The sequence below is a fragment of the Streptomyces sp. 7N604 genome, from assembly GCF_052245475.1.
GTDB lineage: Bacteria > Actinomycetota > Actinomycetes > Streptomycetales > Streptomycetaceae > Streptomyces.
In genome coordinates this window covers 19783-36624 of the sequence record NZ_JBQQBX010000018.1, presented here as the reverse complement: position 1 = coordinate 36624, position 16842 = coordinate 19783, and the positions used below count along the sequence as shown (strand labels likewise).

15 protein-coding genes are annotated in these 16842 nt (G+C 69.2%); 5 read left to right on the top strand and 10 right to left on the bottom strand.

The window, feature by feature from the left end; genetic code table 11:
* Positions 1-165: 165 nt before the first annotated feature.
* The 4 genes from qcrB to ctaE form a co-directional block, all read right to left on the bottom strand.
* Complete coding sequence (qcrB, locus tag ACTWP8_RS20495; protein WP_443323608.1) at positions 166-1788, bottom strand: cytochrome bc1 complex cytochrome b subunit; 1623 nt, start codon at positions 1786-1788, stop codon at positions 166-168.
* Positions 1785-2852: a cytochrome bc1 complex Rieske iron-sulfur subunit gene (gene qcrA / locus ACTWP8_RS20490; RefSeq protein WP_443323607.1), complete on the bottom strand. Its 1068-nt coding sequence runs from the start codon at positions 2850-2852 to the stop codon at positions 1785-1787. The genes qcrB and qcrA overlap by 4 nt, the downstream gene beginning before the upstream one ends.
* Entirely contained in the window at positions 2849-3658 is an 810-nt protein-coding gene (qcrC, locus tag ACTWP8_RS20485; protein WP_443315774.1) for a cytochrome bc1 complex diheme cytochrome c subunit, read from the bottom strand. The genes qcrA and qcrC overlap by 4 nt, the downstream gene beginning before the upstream one ends.
* An 85-nt stretch (positions 3659-3743) precedes the next feature.
* On the bottom strand, positions 3744-4364 hold the full coding sequence (gene ctaE, locus ACTWP8_RS20480) for an aa3-type cytochrome oxidase subunit III (protein WP_443323606.1): 621 nt from the start codon (positions 4362-4364) through the stop codon (positions 3744-3746).
* Positions 4365-4499: 135 nt separating this feature from the next.
* On the opposite strand from ctaE, the gene ACTWP8_RS20475 reads away from it, so the two are divergent.
* Positions 4500-4901: a hypothetical protein gene (locus ACTWP8_RS20475; protein WP_443323605.1), complete on the top strand. Its 402-nt coding sequence runs from the start codon at positions 4500-4502 to the stop codon at positions 4899-4901.
* Positions 4902-4919: 18 nt separating this feature from the next.
* Here ACTWP8_RS20475 and ACTWP8_RS20470 read toward each other — a convergent pair whose 3' ends face one another.
* From ACTWP8_RS20470 to ctaC, 4 genes are all read right to left on the bottom strand, one after another.
* The gene (locus ACTWP8_RS20470; protein ID WP_443323604.1) at positions 4920-6152 is read right to left on the bottom strand and encodes an Ig-like domain-containing protein; all 1233 of its coding nucleotides are present in this window, start codon (positions 6150-6152) and stop codon (positions 4920-4922) included.
* A gap of 122 nt (positions 6153-6274) precedes the next feature.
* Positions 6275-6673: a cytochrome c oxidase subunit 4 gene (locus ACTWP8_RS20465; protein ID WP_443315778.1), complete on the bottom strand. Its 399-nt coding sequence runs from the start codon at positions 6671-6673 to the stop codon at positions 6275-6277.
* Entirely contained in the window at positions 6670-8400 is a 1731-nt protein-coding gene (ctaD, locus tag ACTWP8_RS20460; protein WP_443323603.1) for an aa3-type cytochrome oxidase subunit I, read from the bottom strand. Before ctaD ends, ACTWP8_RS20465 begins: the two co-directional genes overlap by 4 nt.
* Positions 8397-9416 (bottom strand): aa3-type cytochrome oxidase subunit II, encoded by a 1020-nt coding sequence (ctaC, locus tag ACTWP8_RS20455; protein WP_443323602.1) that lies wholly within the window; start codon positions 9414-9416, stop codon positions 8397-8399. Before ctaC ends, ctaD begins: the two co-directional genes overlap by 4 nt.
* A 342-nt stretch (positions 9417-9758) precedes the next feature.
* Between ctaC and ACTWP8_RS20450 the strand changes: the two genes are divergently transcribed.
* The gene (locus ACTWP8_RS20450; protein WP_443323601.1) at positions 9759-11198 is read left to right on the top strand and encodes a cysteine desulfurase/sulfurtransferase TusA family protein; all 1440 of its coding nucleotides are present in this window, start codon (positions 9759-9761) and stop codon (positions 11196-11198) included.
* Between the two features lie 92 nt (positions 11199-11290).
* Here ACTWP8_RS20450 and ACTWP8_RS20445 read toward each other — a convergent pair whose 3' ends face one another.
* The gene (locus ACTWP8_RS20445) at positions 11291-12265 is read right to left on the bottom strand and encodes a carbohydrate kinase family protein (RefSeq protein WP_443315782.1); all 975 of its coding nucleotides are present in this window, start codon (positions 12263-12265) and stop codon (positions 11291-11293) included.
* Between the two features lie 217 nt (positions 12266-12482).
* Here ACTWP8_RS20445 and ACTWP8_RS20440 point away from each other — a divergent pair, with 217 nt between their 5' ends.
* Both ACTWP8_RS20440 and ACTWP8_RS20435 read left to right on the top strand, forming a co-directional pair.
* On the top strand, positions 12483-12701 hold the full coding sequence (locus ACTWP8_RS20440) for a hypothetical protein (protein WP_443323600.1): 219 nt from the start codon (positions 12483-12485) through the stop codon (positions 12699-12701).
* A 118-nt stretch (positions 12702-12819) separates the two neighbouring features.
* Entirely contained in the window at positions 12820-14529 is a 1710-nt protein-coding gene (locus ACTWP8_RS20435; protein WP_443323599.1) for a hypothetical protein, read from the top strand.
* 125 nt (positions 14530-14654) lie between these two features.
* On the opposite strand, the gene ACTWP8_RS20430 is transcribed toward ACTWP8_RS20435, so the two are convergent.
* The gene (locus tag ACTWP8_RS20430) at positions 14655-15011 is read right to left on the bottom strand and encodes a HesB/IscA family protein (protein ID WP_436766062.1); all 357 of its coding nucleotides are present in this window, start codon (positions 15009-15011) and stop codon (positions 14655-14657) included.
* 273 nt (positions 15012-15284) lie between these two features.
* Between ACTWP8_RS20430 and nadA the strand changes: the two genes are divergently transcribed.
* Positions 15285-16463 (top strand): quinolinate synthase NadA, encoded by a 1179-nt coding sequence (gene nadA, locus ACTWP8_RS20425; RefSeq protein ID WP_443315785.1) that lies wholly within the window; start codon positions 15285-15287, stop codon positions 16461-16463.
* Positions 16464-16842: the final 379 nt, after the last annotated feature.

Here is a 16842-nt window from a genome sequence, read left to right as displayed (position 1 = left end):
CTCCTGGTCCGTGGGTGGGCAGGGATGGGCTGGGCAGGGACGGGCCTCGTCGTCGTCCCTCGTCCTCCGGGCCCGCTGCAAGCCTATCCAGTGCCGCGCATGCCCGAGGGCCCCGTCCGGTGTCCGGACGGGGCCCTCGGAGCGCTGATCAGCCGGGCAGGGGCATCAGTGATGGCCGTGGCCGCTGGTGATCTCCTGGTACTCCTCGGCGGTCGGCTTGGGGATCTGGTTGTCCGAGCCGTAGAAGCCCTTCGAGAACAGCGCCCGCAGCTTCTCCGAGGGCTTGATCTTGCGCCGTACGCCGTTCTCGTCGACCTCCGGGCCGAGCTCGAGCGGCTGGTGCTGCTGGTGCTGGGTGAGCGTGTACAGCTGCTCCTGCGAGAGCGGCTCGTGCACCTCGACGAACTCGCCGTGCGGCAGCCGCTTGATGATGCCGCTCTCCCGCCCGTGCAGCACCTTGTCCCGGTCCCGCCGCTGCAGACCCAGGCAAATCCGCTTGGTCACGACGAAGCTCAGCACCGGCAGCACGAAGAAGCCGATCCGGCCGAACCAGGTGATCGCGTTGATCGACAGGTGGAAGTGGGTCGCCCAGATGTCGTTGCCACCACCGACGAGCAGGATGAAGTACACGCTCAGCCAGGCCACGCCGAAGGCGGTACGGAACGGGGCGTTGCGCGGGCGGTCCAGGATGTGGTGCTCGCGCTTGTCCCCGGTCACCCAGGATTCGATGAACGGCCATACCGCGATCGCGACCAGCACCAGCGGAAAGATCATCAGCGGGATGAAGACCCCGAGCGCGAGCGTGTGACCCGCGATGTTGATCTCCCAGCCCGGCATCAGACGGATCAGGCCCTCGGAGAAGCCCATGTACCAGTCGGGCTGGGCGCCGGTGGAGACCTGGTCGGGCCGGTAGGGCCCGAGCGACCAGATCGGGTTGATGCTCGCGATACCGGCGATCACCGCGGTCAGACCGAACACCAGGAAGAAGAAGCCCCCCGCCTTGGCCATATAGACCGGCAGCAGCGGCATACCCACCACGTTCTTCTCGGTCTTGCCCGGCCCGGGGAACTGCGTGTGCTTGTGGTAGAAGACCAGGATCAGATGCGCCACGAGCAGACCCATCATCAGACCCGGCAGCAGCAGCACATGGATCGAGAAGAACCGCGGCACGAAATCCGTCCCCGGAAACTCCCCACCGAACAGGAAGAACGACAGGTACGTGCCCACGATCGGCACGGACAGAATCGCGCCCTCCATGAACCGCACACCGGTACCCGACAGCAGGTCGTCCGGCAGCGAGTAACCGGTGAACCCGGTGAACATGCCCAGCACCAGCAGCAGGAACCCGAACAGCCAGTTGATCTCACGCGGCTTGCGGAACGCACCGGTGAAGAACACCCGCATCATGTGCACGAACATCGCCGCGATGAAGATCAGCGCACCCCAGTGGTGAATCTGCCGGATCAGCAGACCACCCCGGACGTCGAAGCTGATGTCCAGCGTCGAGGCGTACGCCTCCGACATCCGCACACCCTGCAGCGGCACATAACTGCCGTGGTACTCCACCTCGTTCATCGCCGGGTGGAAGAACAGCGTCAGATACACACCCGTCAGGATGATGATGATGAAGCTGTAGAGCGCGACCTCACCCAGCATGAAGGACCAGTGGTCCGGGAAGATCTTGCGCATATTGGTCTTCGCCAGGCCGTAGATGCCCAGCCGGCCGTCCGTCCAGTCCGCCAACCGCTCGCCGCGGGGCGCCTGGCGCTTGTCCCTTGGAGTACTCATCCGCGCTCCCAGAAGCTCGGGCCGACCGGCTCGTCGAAGTCGCCGCGCGCCTCGAGGTAACCGTCCTTGTTCACGCCGATCCGCAGCTGGGGCAGCGCGTGACCGGCCGGGCCGAAGATGACCCGTGCGCCGTCGGCGAGGTCGAAGGTGGACTGGTGGCACGGGCAGAGCACGTGGTGCGTCTGCTGCTCGTACAGGCTCACCGGACAGCCGACGTGGGTGCAGATCTTCGAGTACGCGACGATCCCCTGGTGCGACCAGTCGAGGGTGCGCTTGTCCTTGATGTTCTCCGGCTGGATCCGGACGATCATCAGGGCCGCCTTGGCGATCTGGTCCTGGAAGTCGTGCGCGTCCTCCTCCAGGCCCTCGGGCTTGGCGAAGGTCAGCGAGCCGACCACCACGTCCTCGGGCTTCAGCGGCTCATCGGTGTTCTGGTTGATCAGCAGCTTGCCCTGTTCCCACAGGGTGTGGCGGAGCTTGTCCTCCGGGAGCGGGCCGAGGTCGCGCAGCAGCACCAGACCGGACAGCGGCACCAGGGTGAGCGCGCCGAACATGGTGTTACGGATCAGCCTGCGGCGGCCGAAGCCGGACTCCTTGGTGCCCTGCCGGAAGTCCGACATGACCTTGGCCTTGACCTCGGGCGGGGCCGAGATCGGGTGCCGTTCGTCCGCGGTCTCCACATCCGACATCAGCGTGCGGGCCCAGTGGACCGCGCCCGCGCCGATGCAGAACAGGGCCACGCCGAGGGTGACGCCCAGCGCGAAGTTGAGCGCGCTGATGTGGCCGATCGGCCACACGTAGAGGATCTCGTCGACCCCGATGGTCACGTATGCGGCGATGAAGGCGGCGGTGGCCAGCATGGACACGGTGAAGAGCAGCGCGACGGTGCGCTCGGAACGCCTGGCGGCCCGCTCGTCGATGTCCTGGATGCGGTGCTCGTGGGGCGGCAGCCCCGGGTCGGCGAACGGTTCGCCCGCGGGGACCAGCGTGCCGGCCTCGGCCGATGCCTGCTCACTCGGCAGGTGTTCTTCGGACACGTCTTTGTTGGATCCAGTCTCACTCATGACTTCTTGGCCTTTGCGGTCCGCGCGGCGACCCAGATGGCGGCGGCGATCATCACGCCCAGGCCGAAGATCCAGCCGAAGAGGCCCTCGCTGACGGGGCCGAGCCCGCCCAGCTCGAAGCCGCCGGGAGACGGGGAGTCGTCCTCACTCGTCGCCTTGACGTACGCGATGATGTCCCTCTTGTCCTGCTCCGGCATCGTGGAGTCCGGGAAAGACGGCATGTTCTGCGGGCCGGTCTGCATGGCCTCGTAGATGTGCTTGGAGTCGACGCCCTCGAGCTCCGGGGCGTACTTGCCACCGGTGAGGGCGCCGCCCTTGCCGGTGAAGTTGTGGCACTGCGCGCAGTTGGTGCGGAACAGATCTCCGCCCCTCGCGATGTCCGCGCCCTTGGGGTCGTACTGCTCCTCGGTCGGCGCGATCGGGCCGGCGCCGAGCGAGGCGATGTACGCCGCCAGCTGGTCGGTCTCGGCCTGCGTGTAGACCTTCCTCTTCTTCGGCACCTGGGCGCCGGGCTGCTGGGCCGGCATGCGGCCGGTGCCGACCTGGAAGTCAACGGCGGCGGAGCCGACGCCGACCAGACTCGGGCCGTCGGAGGAGCCCTGACCGCCGGTGCCGTGGCAACTGGCGCAGCCGACTTGGTAGAGCCTCTTGCCCTCCTCGATGGCGAGTGACTGGGCGGTGTCTTGCGCCTGCGCCTCGTCCGCGGGCGCGAACGCTGCGTACAGCCCCCCGGTGACCGCCAGCGCGAAGAGTAGGACGACGAGCGCCGCCAGCGGATGGCGCCGTCGTGCGGAGAGCTTTTTCACGGATTACCCCGGTGTCAGGATCTTCTGCGTCGATGCTTTGGGTATGTCTGTGCGGTAACGCGGGTCCGGTGCTCCGGACGGCCCGTTACTTGATCATGTAGATCGTGGCGAAGAGGCCGATCCAGACGACATCGACGAAGTGCCAGTAGTAGGACACGACGATGGCCGCCGTGGCCTGTTCGTGGGTGAACCTCCTGGCCGCGTACGTCCTGCCCAGGACCAGCAGGAAGGCGATCAGACCGCCCGTCACATGCAGGCCGTGGAAGCCGGTGGTCAGGTAGAACACCGAGCCGTACGGGTCGGACGAGAGCGAGAGGCCCTCGTGCTTGACCAGTTCGGTGTACTCGAAGATCTGTCCGCCGATGAAGACCGCGCCCATGATGAACGTGATCACGAACCATCCGCGCAGCTTCTTCACGTCGCCGCGCTCGGCCGCGAACACACCCAGCTGGCAGGTGAGGGAGGAGAGCACCAGGATCGTGGTGTTCGTCGCCGAGAACGGGAAGTTCAGGGCGTCGGCCATGTCCTTCCAGTGCGCGGACCCGGTCACCGATCGCAGGGTGAAGTACATCGCGAAGAGGGCCGCGAAGAACATCAGCTCGGAACTCAGCCAGATGATGGTTCCGACGCTGGTGAGGTTCGGCCGATTGACCGACGGGTGCGCGGGCCCGGTTTCTACTGTCGTTGCTGTCGCCACGACCGACATTATGTCGGTCGCTTATCCCGCCCTCACTCCGGGGGGTACCGTTCGGTGTGTCAGGGCTTCAGCCCCCTCCTCCCCAGGGCCTTTGGCGGAGTAGGCTCCGCCCAACGGTCCGATCCTTGACGACGCGGAGGAACGATGCAGCCGACCGCCACGGTGCTGGTCTACAGCGACGATGCGGGCACCCGCGAGCAGGTACGGCTGGCGACGGGGCGGCGCCCCGCGCCCGATCTTCCGCAGGTCGAGTTCGTGGAGTGCGCGACCCTGCCGGCCGTTCTCTCGGCCCTGGAGGCGGGCGGGATCGACGTCTGCGTGCTGGACGGCGAGGCGGTACCGGCCGGCGGCATGGGCGTCTCCCGGCAGATCAAGGACGAGATCTTCCGCTGCCCGCCCGTACTGCTGCTGATCGGCCGCCCGCAGGACGCCTGGCTGGCGACCTGGAGCCGGGCGGACGCCGCGGTGACGCACCCGATCGACCCGGTGGAGTTCGCGGAGGCACTGGCCGGTCTGCTGCGCACGCGCCTGGCCATCGAGGCCTGACCGCGCCGGGCCCTACGGTCAGACCTCCGGCCGCAGCCGGGCCGCGTCGGCGGGGTTGCTGCCGACATGGCTTCCCGCGGGGACCACGGCACTGCCCTTGCGCCAGTTCGCCCAGTCCACGTTCCAGTCACCGAAGCCGACGTCGAACGCGGGCATCATCTCGCCGCCGCTGTTGCGGACTTCGACGATGTCACCGAGCTTGACGGTGTCGAAGAACCACTTGGCGTTCTCCATGCTCATGCCGGTGCATCCGTGGCTGACGTTGGCCGCTCCCTGCGACCCGACGGACCAGGGGGCGGCGTGCACGTACTCGCCGCTCCACGTGACGCGGGTGGCCCAGTAGACGCCCAGATCGTAGAAGTCCGAGGCGCCGATGCTGGCGCTGGTCATACGGACGTAGCTCTCCTTGGCGAGGACGACCTTGACGCCGTTGCGGGTGTCATAGCCGGGCCTTCCCGTGGTCACCGGGATGGTGCGGATGACCTTGCCGTTGCGCTTGACGGTCATCTGGTGCGCCCCGGCGTCGGTGAGGGCCTCGACCCGGTCGCCGATCCGCAGCTTGAGGGGCTTGGCCGAACCGCCGTGTCGATTCCCGACCTTGATGCCGTCGAGTGAGCTGCGTACCTGGATCGTCGTCTGGGCGGGCCAGTACTCGGCCGGACGGTAATGCAGCGTCTTGTCGTCGACCCAGTGCCAGCCGCCGTCCACGCGGGGCTGGGAGTCGACCCTGAGCGCGCGCTCGACGGTCGCGCGGTCCTCGGGGCTCTTGACGGGGTGGCTCAGCTGCGCGGTGACGGGCTGACCCACGCCGTACGTTCCGCTGTCCGGGCCGAGCGAGACCCGTAGCAGCTTGTCGGCGGGTTCGGTGTCGAAGTCGACGGTCCGGCGGCCCGGGGCACCGTCTTCGTCCTCGGTGCTCACCCGGACGGTGTAGTGGGCGCCTGCGGCCAGCGGGGAGGTGCTGCGCCAGCGGGAGCCGTCGGCGGAGAGTTCGCCGCGCACGTAGCGTCCTGCGGCGTCCGTGGCGGTCACGTCGGTTATCCGTCCGTCGTCGCCCTTGGCGGATATCTCGAGCGGCTTGTCGGGGTTCACCTTGCCGCCCTCGTCCGCGCTGAGGGCTATCTGGTCGGCCGCGTCGTACGGCGTGGCCGACAGCGGGTGACCGTCGTCGCAGGCGCCGGCGAGTATCGCCAGCGGGGCTATCAGCAGAGCGCAGCTCGCTGCCGTCCGGATTCGAGGAGTGTGACTCATGGTCACAAAATAAGAAAAATGTGACGGATCGGCGCGTCGGATGCCTGCAAATGGGTCGGGCCCGGCAACCTGAGAGGTTGTCCGGGCCCGACCCGCGGGTACGCGGTATGCGGTGCTGAGCGCTACTGGGTGCGGCTCTCGCCGCGGTAGTACTCGAAGACCCAGCCCCACAGGCCCATGAGGATGACCGGCAGCGAGAAGTACAGCAGCCACCAGCCGAAGACGATGCCCAGGAAGGCCAGCGCGCCACCGATGCCCAGGGAGAGCGGCTGCCAGCTGTGCGGGCTGAAGAAGCCCAGCTCACCGGCGTCGTCGGCGACGTCCGCCTCCTTGTTGTCCTGCGCCCCCGTGTCCACCCGGCGGGCGGTGAAGGCGAGGTAGTAGCCGATCATGATGGACAGGCCGAAAGCGAGGAACAGCGCCGTGGTGCCGACCGGCTCCTTCGACCACACGCCGTAGACGATGGCCATGGCCAGGATGAAGACGGCCAGCCAGATGAACATGCGTCCCTGGATCTTCACTTCCCGGCCTCCTTGCCGCCCGCCAGCGCCTTCTCACCCGCGTGGAACTGGAGCTCGTCGAGCGCCGCGATCTCCGGGTGGTGCAGGTCGAACGCCGGGGATTCGGAGCGGATCCGCGGCAGGGTGAGGAAGTTGTGCCGCGGCGGCGGGCAGGATGTCGCCCACTCCAGTGAGCGGCCGTACCCCCACGGGTCGTCGACCTGGACCTTCTTGCCGTACTTGGCGGTCTTCCAGACGTTGTAGAGGAACGGCAGGACCGACAGGCCGAGCAGGAACGAGCTGATCGTCGAGATCGTGTTCAGCGTCGTGAAGCCGTCGGCGGCGAGGTAGTCCGCGTAGCGCCGCGGCATGCCCTCGGCGCCCAGCCAGTGCTGGACCAGGAACGTGCCGTGGAAGCCGATGAACAGCGTCCAGAACGTGATCTTGCCGAGCCGCTCGTCCAGCATCTTCCCGGTCCACTTCGGCCACCAGAAATGGAAGCCGGCGAACATCGCGAAGACGACCGTGCCGAAGACGACGTAGTGGAAGTGGGCGACCACGAAGTACGAGTCCGAGACGTGGAAGTCCAGCGGCGGCGAGGCCAGGATGACGCCGGTCAGACCGCCGAAGAGGAAGGTGACCAGGAATCCGACGGACCACAGCATCGGGGTCTCGAAACTGAGACTTCCCTTCCACATGGTGCCGATCCAGTTGAAGAACTTCACCCCGGTCGGCACCGCGATCAGGAAGGTCATGAAGGAGAAGAACGGCAAGAGCACGCCGCCTGTGACGTACATGTGGTGGGCCCACACCGTCACCGACAGTCCCGCGATCGAGATGGTCGCCGCGATCAGACCGATGTATCCGAACATCGGCTTGCGCGAGAAGACCGGAATGACCTCGGAGATGATGCCGAAGAACGGCAGCGCGATGATGTAGACCTCGGGATGGCCGAAGAACCAGAACAGGTGCTGCCACAGCAGCGCTCCGCCGTTGGCCGCGTCGAAGACGTGCGCCCCGAATTTCCGGTCCGCCTCCAGCGCCAGCAGTGCGGCCGCCAGCACGGGGAAGGCGATGAGCACCAGCACACCGGTCAGCAGCACGTTCCAGCAGAAGATCGGCATCCGGAACATCGTCATGCCCGGAGCGCGCATGCAGATGATCGTGGTGATGAAGTTGACCGAGCCGAGGATCGTGCCGAAGCCGGAGAACGCCAGACCCATGATCCACATGTCTGCGCCCACGCCCGGCGAGCGGACCGCGTCCGACAGCGGGGAGTACGCGAACCAGCCGAAGTCGGCCGCGCCCTGCGGGGTGAGGAACCCGCCGACCGCGATGAGCGAGCCGAACAGGTAGAGCCAGTAGGCGAACATGTTCAGCCGCGGGAAGGCCACATCGGGCGCGCCGATCTGCAGCGGCATGATCCAGTTCGCGAATCCGGCGAACAGCGGCGTCGCGAACATCAGCAGCATGACCGTGCCGTGCATCGTGAAGGCCTGGTTGAACTGCTCGTTCGACATCATCTGCGTGCCGGGACGGGCGAGTTCGGCCCGCATGAGCAGCGCCATGACGCCGCCGATCATGAAGAACGCGAACGACGTGACGAGGTAGAGCGTGCCGATCGTCTTGTGGTCGGTGGTCGTCAGCCACGTCACCACGACGTTGCCGGGCTGCCTGCGGCGTACCGGCAGCTCGTCCTCGTAGGACTCGGTGTCGGCAGCACCCTGGGGTTCGTTGAGGAGACTCACTTGTCACTCTCCGCATCGTGCGACTCGCCGTGCGCGGACGACTCGTCGTCGCCGCCGACGCCGGTCTGGCCCGGGAAGTTGCCCGTGCCCAGGCCTGGGACCCCGGCGTTGACGAAGCCGGTCTGGCCCTGCTGGGCCAGGTCCTTCAGGTGCGCCCGGTACTCCTCGGGGGAGACCACCTTGACGTTGAAGAGCATCCGGGCGTGGTCGACGCCGCACAGCTCGGCACACTTGCCCCGGAAGGTGCCCTCCTTGTTGGGAGTCACCTCGAAGACGTTGGTCTGCCCCGGGATGACGTCCTGCTTGAAGAGGAACGGCAGCACCCAGAAGGAGTGGATGACGTCACGTGAGGTCAGGATGAACCGGACCTTCTCCCCCTTGGGGAGTACCAGCGTGGGCCCGGGGCTGGGGTTGCCCGGAGTCCTCTCGCCCGGCGTGCCCGTGTCGTAGACGCCTTCGGCGTCCGCGGGGATGCCTTCGCGCTTGCTCGATGCGATGGGCTCCAGCTCCTTGGGGAGCTTGGCGGGCGTGGCTGCGTCGCCGTCCACGTTCTCGATGTAGTTGAAGCCCCAGCTCCACTGGTAGCCCACGACGTTGATGATGTGGTCCGGCTTCTGGGAGGTCTTGAGCAGCTCGCTCTCATCGCGCGCGGTGAAGTAGAAGAGCACCGAGACGATGATGATCGGGACCACCGTGTAGAGGGCCTCGATCGGCATGTTGTACCGGGTCTGCGGAGGTACCTCGACCTTGGTCCTCGACCTCCGGTGGTAGATGCACGCCCACAGGATCAGGCCCCAGACCAGCACGCCCGTGGCGAGCGCAGCCGCCCACGAGCCCTGCCACAGGGAGAGGATTCGCGGCGCCTCGTCCGTGACGGGGCTGGGCATTCCGAGGCGGGGGAAGTCCTTGTATGTGCAACCGGTCGCGGTCGCAAGGACCAGGCCCGCGGCCAGCGCCTGCGGCAGCTTCCGCCGCATCGGGCGCCGCGACGAGCGGTCGGAGCCGTTGGGACTCACGTAGCGCCTTCCCGAGAGTCTCGGCCCGCGTGGCCGGGTACGCGGCCGTCACGCTGGTCGGTCGCCGGCCCAGGCGCGGGCAGGGGTTTGGATGTTTATGCGGACCAAACCCTACTGGACGCAATTTGGGGTCGCGCGGGGAGGGTGCCCAACGCGGCGTGCCGCTCCCCGAAGGGGTGGAACGCAGGTCTCCGCGAGCCTTCTGACAGGCCCTTCGACAGGCCCGTCGCGTGCCCCCTGCACGCCATCGGCACGCCCTCGCCTGCGGCGGGAGCGGCGTCCGCCGCCGGCGCTCGGCGCCCGCGCCGACGGTCGTACGGAGCGCCGCGTTAGCGTTCATACGTGGTGTACTTCGATTCCGCGTCGTCCGCTCCGCTGCACCCGGTCGCCCGCCAGGCGCTGACCGCCTCGCTCGACGAGGGGTGGGCCGACCCGGCGCGGCTGTACCGGGAGGGGCGGCGGGCGCGCCTGCTGCTCGACGCCGCCCGTGAGGCCGCCGCCGAAGCCGTCGGCTGCCGCGCCGACGAGCTGGTCTTCACCTCCTCCGGCACGCGCGCGGTGCACAGCGGCGTCGCCGGCGCCCTGGCAGGCCGTCGCCGCACCGGCCGGCACCTGGTCGTGTCCGCCGTCGAGCACTCCTCGGTGCTGCACGCCGCCGAGACGCACCGGGCGGGCGGCGGCACGGTCGGCGAGGTCGGCGTGGACCGTACGGGACGGGTGGACCCCGAGGCGTACAGGGCGGCGCTGCGGCCGGACACCGCACTCGCCTGTCTGCAGTCGGCCAACCACGAGGTGGGGACGGAGCAGCCGGTGGCGGAGGTCGCGCGGCTGTGTACGGAGGCGGGCGTGCCGCTGCTGGTGGACGCGGCGCAGTCGCTGGCGTGGGGGCGGGTCGCGGGCGACTGGTCGCTGCTCGCCGCGAGTGCCCATAAATGGGGCGGACCGCCCGGGGTCGGCCTGCTCGCCGTACGCAAGGGGGTGCGGTTCGCTCCCCAAGGCCCGGCGGACGAGCGGGAGTCGGGGCGCTCGCCCGGCTTCGAGAACATCCCGGCGATCGTCGCGGCGGCGGCCGCGCTCCGTGCCGTACAGCAGGAGGCCGCGGACGAGGCGGAGCGGCTGCGGAGTCTTGTGGACCGGATCCGGGGGCGCGTGCCCGAGCTGGTGCCGGACGTCGAGGTCGTCGGCGATCCGGTGCGGCGGCTGCCGCATCTGGTCACCTTCTCCTGTCTCTATGTCGATGGAGAGACATTGCTGCACGAGCTGGACCGGGCGGGGTTCTCGGTGAACTCGGGGTCCTCGTGCACCTCGAGCACGCTCACGCCGAGCCATGTGCTCCGGGCGATGGGGGTGCTGTCGGAGGGCAACGTCCGGGTGTCGCTGCCCCCCGGGACAGCGGAGGAGGACGTGGAACGGTTCCTCGCGGTGCTGCCGGACGCGGTGCGGGGAGTGCGCGAACGGCTGGGCGCCCCGGCGGACGCACCGTCGGAGGCGGCGGCGGGCGCGGCGGCGGCCGCAGCCGATGGGGGCGCAGGAAACACGGCCCAGAGGGGCGAACAGCCCGCGCTGACCGTCGACTCGCTCGGGAAGCGCTGCCCGGTCCCGGTGATCGAGCTGGCTCGGGTGATCGGGGACGTCGGGATCGGCGAGATCGTCGAGGTCCTCTCGGACGACGAGGCGGCGCGGCTGGACTTCCCTGCCTGGTGCGAGATGCGGGATCAGGAGTACGTGGGCGAGCGCCCGGCCCCCCGCGGCACGGCCTATCTGGTCCGCCGCCGCACCTGACCCGACCCGTCTCGACAGAACCGGTCCGGCCTCTCCCCCGCGATGGCGGAGGAGAGGCCGGACCGGTCCGAGGAGTGCAGCGCCTGGGTGGGTCAGGCCAGGTGAGCCTGGACCTCGGCGGCGGCCTCGTGGCCGTAGGCCTTGGTGAAGCGGTCCATGAAGTGGCCGCGCCGCAGCTCGTACTCCTGCGTCCCCACCGTCTCGATCACCAGCGTCGCCAGCATGCAGCCCAGCTGCGCCGCCCGCTCCAGCGAGAGCTCCCACGACAGCCCCGCCAGGAAGCCCGCGCGGAAGGCGTCGCCCACACCGGTCGGGTCCGCCTTGGCCTCCTCCTCGGGGCAGCCGACCTCGATCGGGTCCTCGTCGCGCCGCTCGATCCGTACGCCCCGCGCACCGAGGGTCGTCACGCGCGTCCCGACCTTGGCGAGGATCTCCTCCCCCGTCCAGCCGGTCTTGGACTCGATCAGGGCGCTCTCGTACTCGTTGGTGAAGAGGTAGGCCGCCCCGTCGACGAGGACGCGGATGTCGTCACCTTCCATACGGGCCAGCTGCTGGGAGGGGTCCGCGGCGAAGGGGATGCGGCGCGAGCGGCACTCCTCGGTGTGGCGGATCATCGCCTCCGGGTCGTCGGCGCCCACGAGCACCAGGTCGAGCCCGCCGACCCGGTCCGCGACCGGCTTGAGCTCGATGTTGCGGGCCTCGCTCATCGCGCCGGTGTAGAAGGACGCGATCTGGTTGTGGTCGGTGTCCGTGGTGCAGACGAAACGGGCCGTGTGCAGCACCTCGGAGATGTGGACCGAGGCGGTGTCCACCCCGTGCCGGTCCAGCCACGCACGGTACTCGGCGAAATCCTCGCCGGCGGCCCCGACGAGGATCGGGCTCAGGCCCAGCAGCCCCATGCCGTAGCAGATGTTCGGCCCGACGCCGCCCCGGCGCACGTCGAGGGTGTCGACCAGGAAGGACAACGAGACCGTGTGCAACTGGTCCGCGACGAGCTGGTCGGCGAAACGGCCGGGAAAGGTCATCAGATGGTCAGTGGCGATGGAGCCGGTGACAGCAATGCGCACGACGGATCTGCTCCTGCGGCGAGTGAAGGGATGATTGGACGGACGCGAAGCGGTGGGAAGCGGTGAGGAGAGCGACGCCCACGCTACCGGCTCCGGGCCCGCCGTTCCGACCTGGCAAAACTACCCGATAGTAGGTCTTTCTTGGTCCTCAGTGGGTACATACGGTTCGAGTGTCGGGGTCCGCGGCTGTGCGGACTCCCCCGGACCGGGAGTGCCTATGACCGAGCACGCCGATTCCCCTCCCCCGCCCGTCCCCGCCGAGCCGGAGTCGATGGACGAGCTCCGCGGCGACTGCGCACGGATGGCGCCGCGCTGGGCGGAGGCCGCCGCCGGGCCGCCCCCCGCCGAGCACGTGTCGCCTTCGCGCATCCAAGGGGTCGAGGTCCCGCCCGCATCCGCCCACCTGCTGGACGGAATGTCGGAGTACGGCGACTGAGGCGTACGGCGACTGAGGCGACTGACGGGAACCACGCGCTCCCCCGCTCCGTCCAATCCGCGTCCCACGGATGAGGGACCCGACAGCATCTGTCGGGCGGAGCCGAAGGAGCAATGCGGTGAGCAGCGACCAGACGCCCCCTGCCGGAGGCGGTGGGGGCACCCCCGGCGAAGGCAGGGGTACGACCCCCACCGACGGCACACCGAAGAGCACGCCGGACCCGGACCGTCCCACGCACGGGACCCCGTGGCGGCGGCGCCCGACGCTCGTCGTCGTCTCCGTCGCGGCCGCGGTGCTGCTGGCCGGTGGCGGCGGCGCGTACTGGGCTTCGACCGCTTCGGAGGGCGGGGACGGCACGCCGGCCGCCGGGCAGGGCGAACCGCCGCCGCTCGAGCTGGACGGGTACACGCGGGGCGAGACCGGGGACGGCCCCGGGATCGCGCCCGGTGAGCCTGACCCGCACGGCGCTCGCTACCGCGCCACGGGCGAGCTGCCCGACGGACCCGACTCGGCGCCCGTATACCGCGCGCAGGACGGGGTGACGCGCGCGCAGGCGGAGAAGCTGGCCGAGGCCCTCGGGGTGTCCGGAGCGCCGCGACTGGTCGACGACACCTGGAAGTTCGGGCTGACCCGCGACGCGTCGGGTCCGACGCTGGACGTCAGCAAGAAGGCCCCCGGCACATGGACGTACGTCCGGTACGGCAAGGGCGGCGGCCCCGAGTGCGCCGAGCCGCCGATGAGTGCGCCACAGAACGGGGAGGGCGACGGCTCGTCCGCATCGAGGCCGACCGGCTGCGCCACCCCGGACGGCCCGGACGGCGCGGACGGCTCTGGCGGCGGTGACGGCGCCGGGCCGGTCTCCGAGGAGAAGGCGAAGAAGGCGGCAGAGCCGGTGCTGGACGGCATCGGGCTGAGCGAGGCGAAGCTGGACGCGAGCCGGACCATCGGCGCCGTACGGATCGTCAATGCGAATCCGGTGTACGGCGAGCTGCCCTCGTACGGCTGGCAGACCGGGTTGCAGGTCGGATCGGACGGCCAGGTGGTCGGCGGCAGCGGCCACCTGACGGAGCTGAAGAAGGGCCCCGACTATCCGGTGCTCGGGGCCGCGGACACGCTGAAGCTGCTCAACAAGGCGAGCGGCGGCGGCAAGGTCGGCATCGGCGGCTGCGCGTCGGCCGTGCCGCACGACGGCAGGGAGCCGGGCGGCGAACCCGGCGAGGCGCACACGCTGCCGTGCGCGGCCCCGGACCAGGCGCAGCAGGAGCCGAAGCCGCTGAAGGTGCGCGACGCGGTCTTCGGTCTGGCGATCCACTTCGTGGCGGGGCAGCAGGCGCTGGTGCCGTCGTGGATGTTCGAGGTGGAGCAGCCGAGCGCGAAGGGCGGGCAGAGCACGTACACGGTGACCCACCCCGCGGTGCAGGAGAAGTACATCGCCCAGGCAGCGCCGGAGTCGCCGGGCGGCCCGGGGACGGGCGGCGACGAGCCGACGGCCCAGCCCGCGGAACCGGGGAAGCCCGGCAAGCCCGGCGCCGGCACTCCGGTGCACGTCGATTCCTACAGCGCCGACGACGGGACGCTGACCGTACGGTTCTGGGGCGGGGTGTGCAGCGACTACTCGGCCTCCGCGGACACCTCCTCGCCCGGCACGGTGAAGGTCCAGGTCACGGGCAAGGAGAAGAAGCCGGGCCAGGTGTGCATCAAGATCGCGAAGCTTTTCGAGAAGAAGGTGACCCTGGACAAGCCGCTGGGCGACCGCAAGGTCGTCGATGCCGCGACCGGCAAGGCCGTACAGAAGGGGACCGGCGAGGGCGGGCCGGCGCAGAACTGATCCACCGCCGGGCTGGACAGAGCCGGGCTGGACAGAGCCGGGCGCAGATACGCCGAGGGCGGCGGATCCCGTGAGATCCGCCGCCCTCGGCGTGCGTGTGGTGCTGGGCATCCAGCCCGGGACTCCTAGTGGAACGAGTCGCCGCAGGCGCAGGAGCCGGTCGCGTTCGGGTTGTCGATCGTGAAGCCCTGCTTCTCGATGGTGTCGACGAAGTCGATGGAGGCGCCGCCCAGGTACGGGGCGCTCATCCGGTCGGTGACGACCTTCACACCGTCGAAATCCTTCACGACATCGCCGTCGAGCGAGCGCTCGTCGAAGAAGAGCTGGTAGCGCAGGCCGGAGCAGCCACCGGGCTGGACGGCGACGCGCAGCGCGAGGTCCTCGCGGCCTTCCTGCTCCAGCAGGCTCTTGACCTTCGCCGCGGCGGCGTCGGACAGAATGATGCCGTCGCTCACGCTGGTCTTCTCGTCCTGAACGGACATCTGCTTCTCTCCTGGGTTGTACGGACTGCTTGCCGTCGGCTGCAACCAACGGGGCCGCGGATTCATTCCGAGCCTGACACGTTCTCTTCCGCGTTCATGCTCGCACACCCTGGCGCGGCCCGGGAGCGGCGCCGGGCGGCGTGCCCGGCAGAGGCCGCGGGAATGCGTCACATCGACGCGATCGCCATCGTCAAACTGACACGAAGCGGTTATGATAGATAGCGTCAATCAGACGAAAAGGCGTGTCTGCGGAAACAGAAAGGGTGCGTGTCTGTGACCACCGCCCAAACTCTCGATGTCCAGCCGACGCCGCTCGCTCTTCTCCTGCTCGGCCGGGAGGCCGACCCGAAGAGCGAGCGCGGTGTTGAGTGCCCAGGCGACCTGCCCTCCCCGTCCGATCCGGACCTGGTGGAGCGGGCCCGAGCGGCCAAGGCGAGGCTCGGGGACAAGGTCTTCGTGCTCGGCCACCACTACCAGCGTGACGAGGTCATCCAGTTCGCCGACGTCACCGGTGACTCCTTCAAGCTCGCGCGGGACGCCGCCGCGCGGCCCGAGGCCGAGTACATCGTCTTCTGCGGTGTGCACTTCATGGCCGAGTCCGCGGACATCCTGACCGCGGACAACCAGCAGGTCGTCCTGCCGGACCTGGCGGCGGGCTGCTCGATGGCCGACATGGCCACGGCCGAGCAGGTGGCCGAATGCTGGGACGTGCTGACCGAAGCCGGGATCGCCGAAGTCACGGTCCCGGTCTCGTACATGAACTCCTCCGCGGACATCAAGGCCTTCACGGGGAAGCACGGCGGGACGATCTGCACCTCGTCCAACGCCAAGCGGGCGCTGGACTGGGCCTTCGAGCAGGGCGAGAAGGTCCTCTTCCTGCCGGACCAGCACCTGGGGCGGAACACGGCCGTCCGCGACATGGGGATGTCGCTGGAGGACTGCGTCGTCTACAACCCGCACAAGCCGGGCGGTGGCGTGACGGCGGAGGAACTGCGCGCGGCGAAGATGATCCTGTGGCGCGGGCACTGCTCGGTGCACGGGCGTTTCTCGCTGGAGTCGGTACGGGATGTGCGGGAGCGGATCCCGGGCGTGAACGTGCTGGTGCACCCGGAGTGCAAGCACGAGGTCGTGGCGGCGGCGGACTACGTCGGCTCGACGGAGTACATCATCAAGGCGCTGGAGGCGGCGCCGGCCGGGTCGAAGTGGGCGATCGGCACGGAGCTGAATCTCGTACGGCGGCTGGCGAACCGTTTCGCTGACGAGGGGAAGGAGATCGTCTTCCTCGACCGGACGGTCTGCTTCTGCTCGACGATGAACCGGATCGATCTGCCGCATCTGGTGTGGGCACTGGAGTCCCTGGCGGACGGCAAGGTGGTCAACCGGATCGAGGTCGACGCGGAGACGGAGAAGTTCGCGAAGCTCGCGCTGGAGCGGATGCTGATGCTGCCGTAGGCAGCCGAACGACCGCGAAACCCGGGGCCCAGGCCCCGGGTTTCGTGGGTTCCGGGGACAGGGGCCCCGCCCCCCAACGGGCCAGGCCCTCCGCGCCGCCCCGGACGGCCTGCAACGCGAGGCCGTCCGGGAGCGCGCGGAGGCCGGGCCAGACGCCCGCCGACTCCGCCGCGCCACTGGCCTCACCCCACCGGACGACACCGGCCGCGGCGGACCACCGGCGGGAGCCGCGGCCACGATGGACCGGGGCTCACAGTTGACCAAGCACTCAGACGCTCGGCGGTTCTGCCGTGTGGTCGTCGTCGCCCGCGTCCGACGGCACCCGGACGTGGAGGGCCGCCGACTTCGCCGCGCGCCTCGCGACGCGAGGCCGACCCAC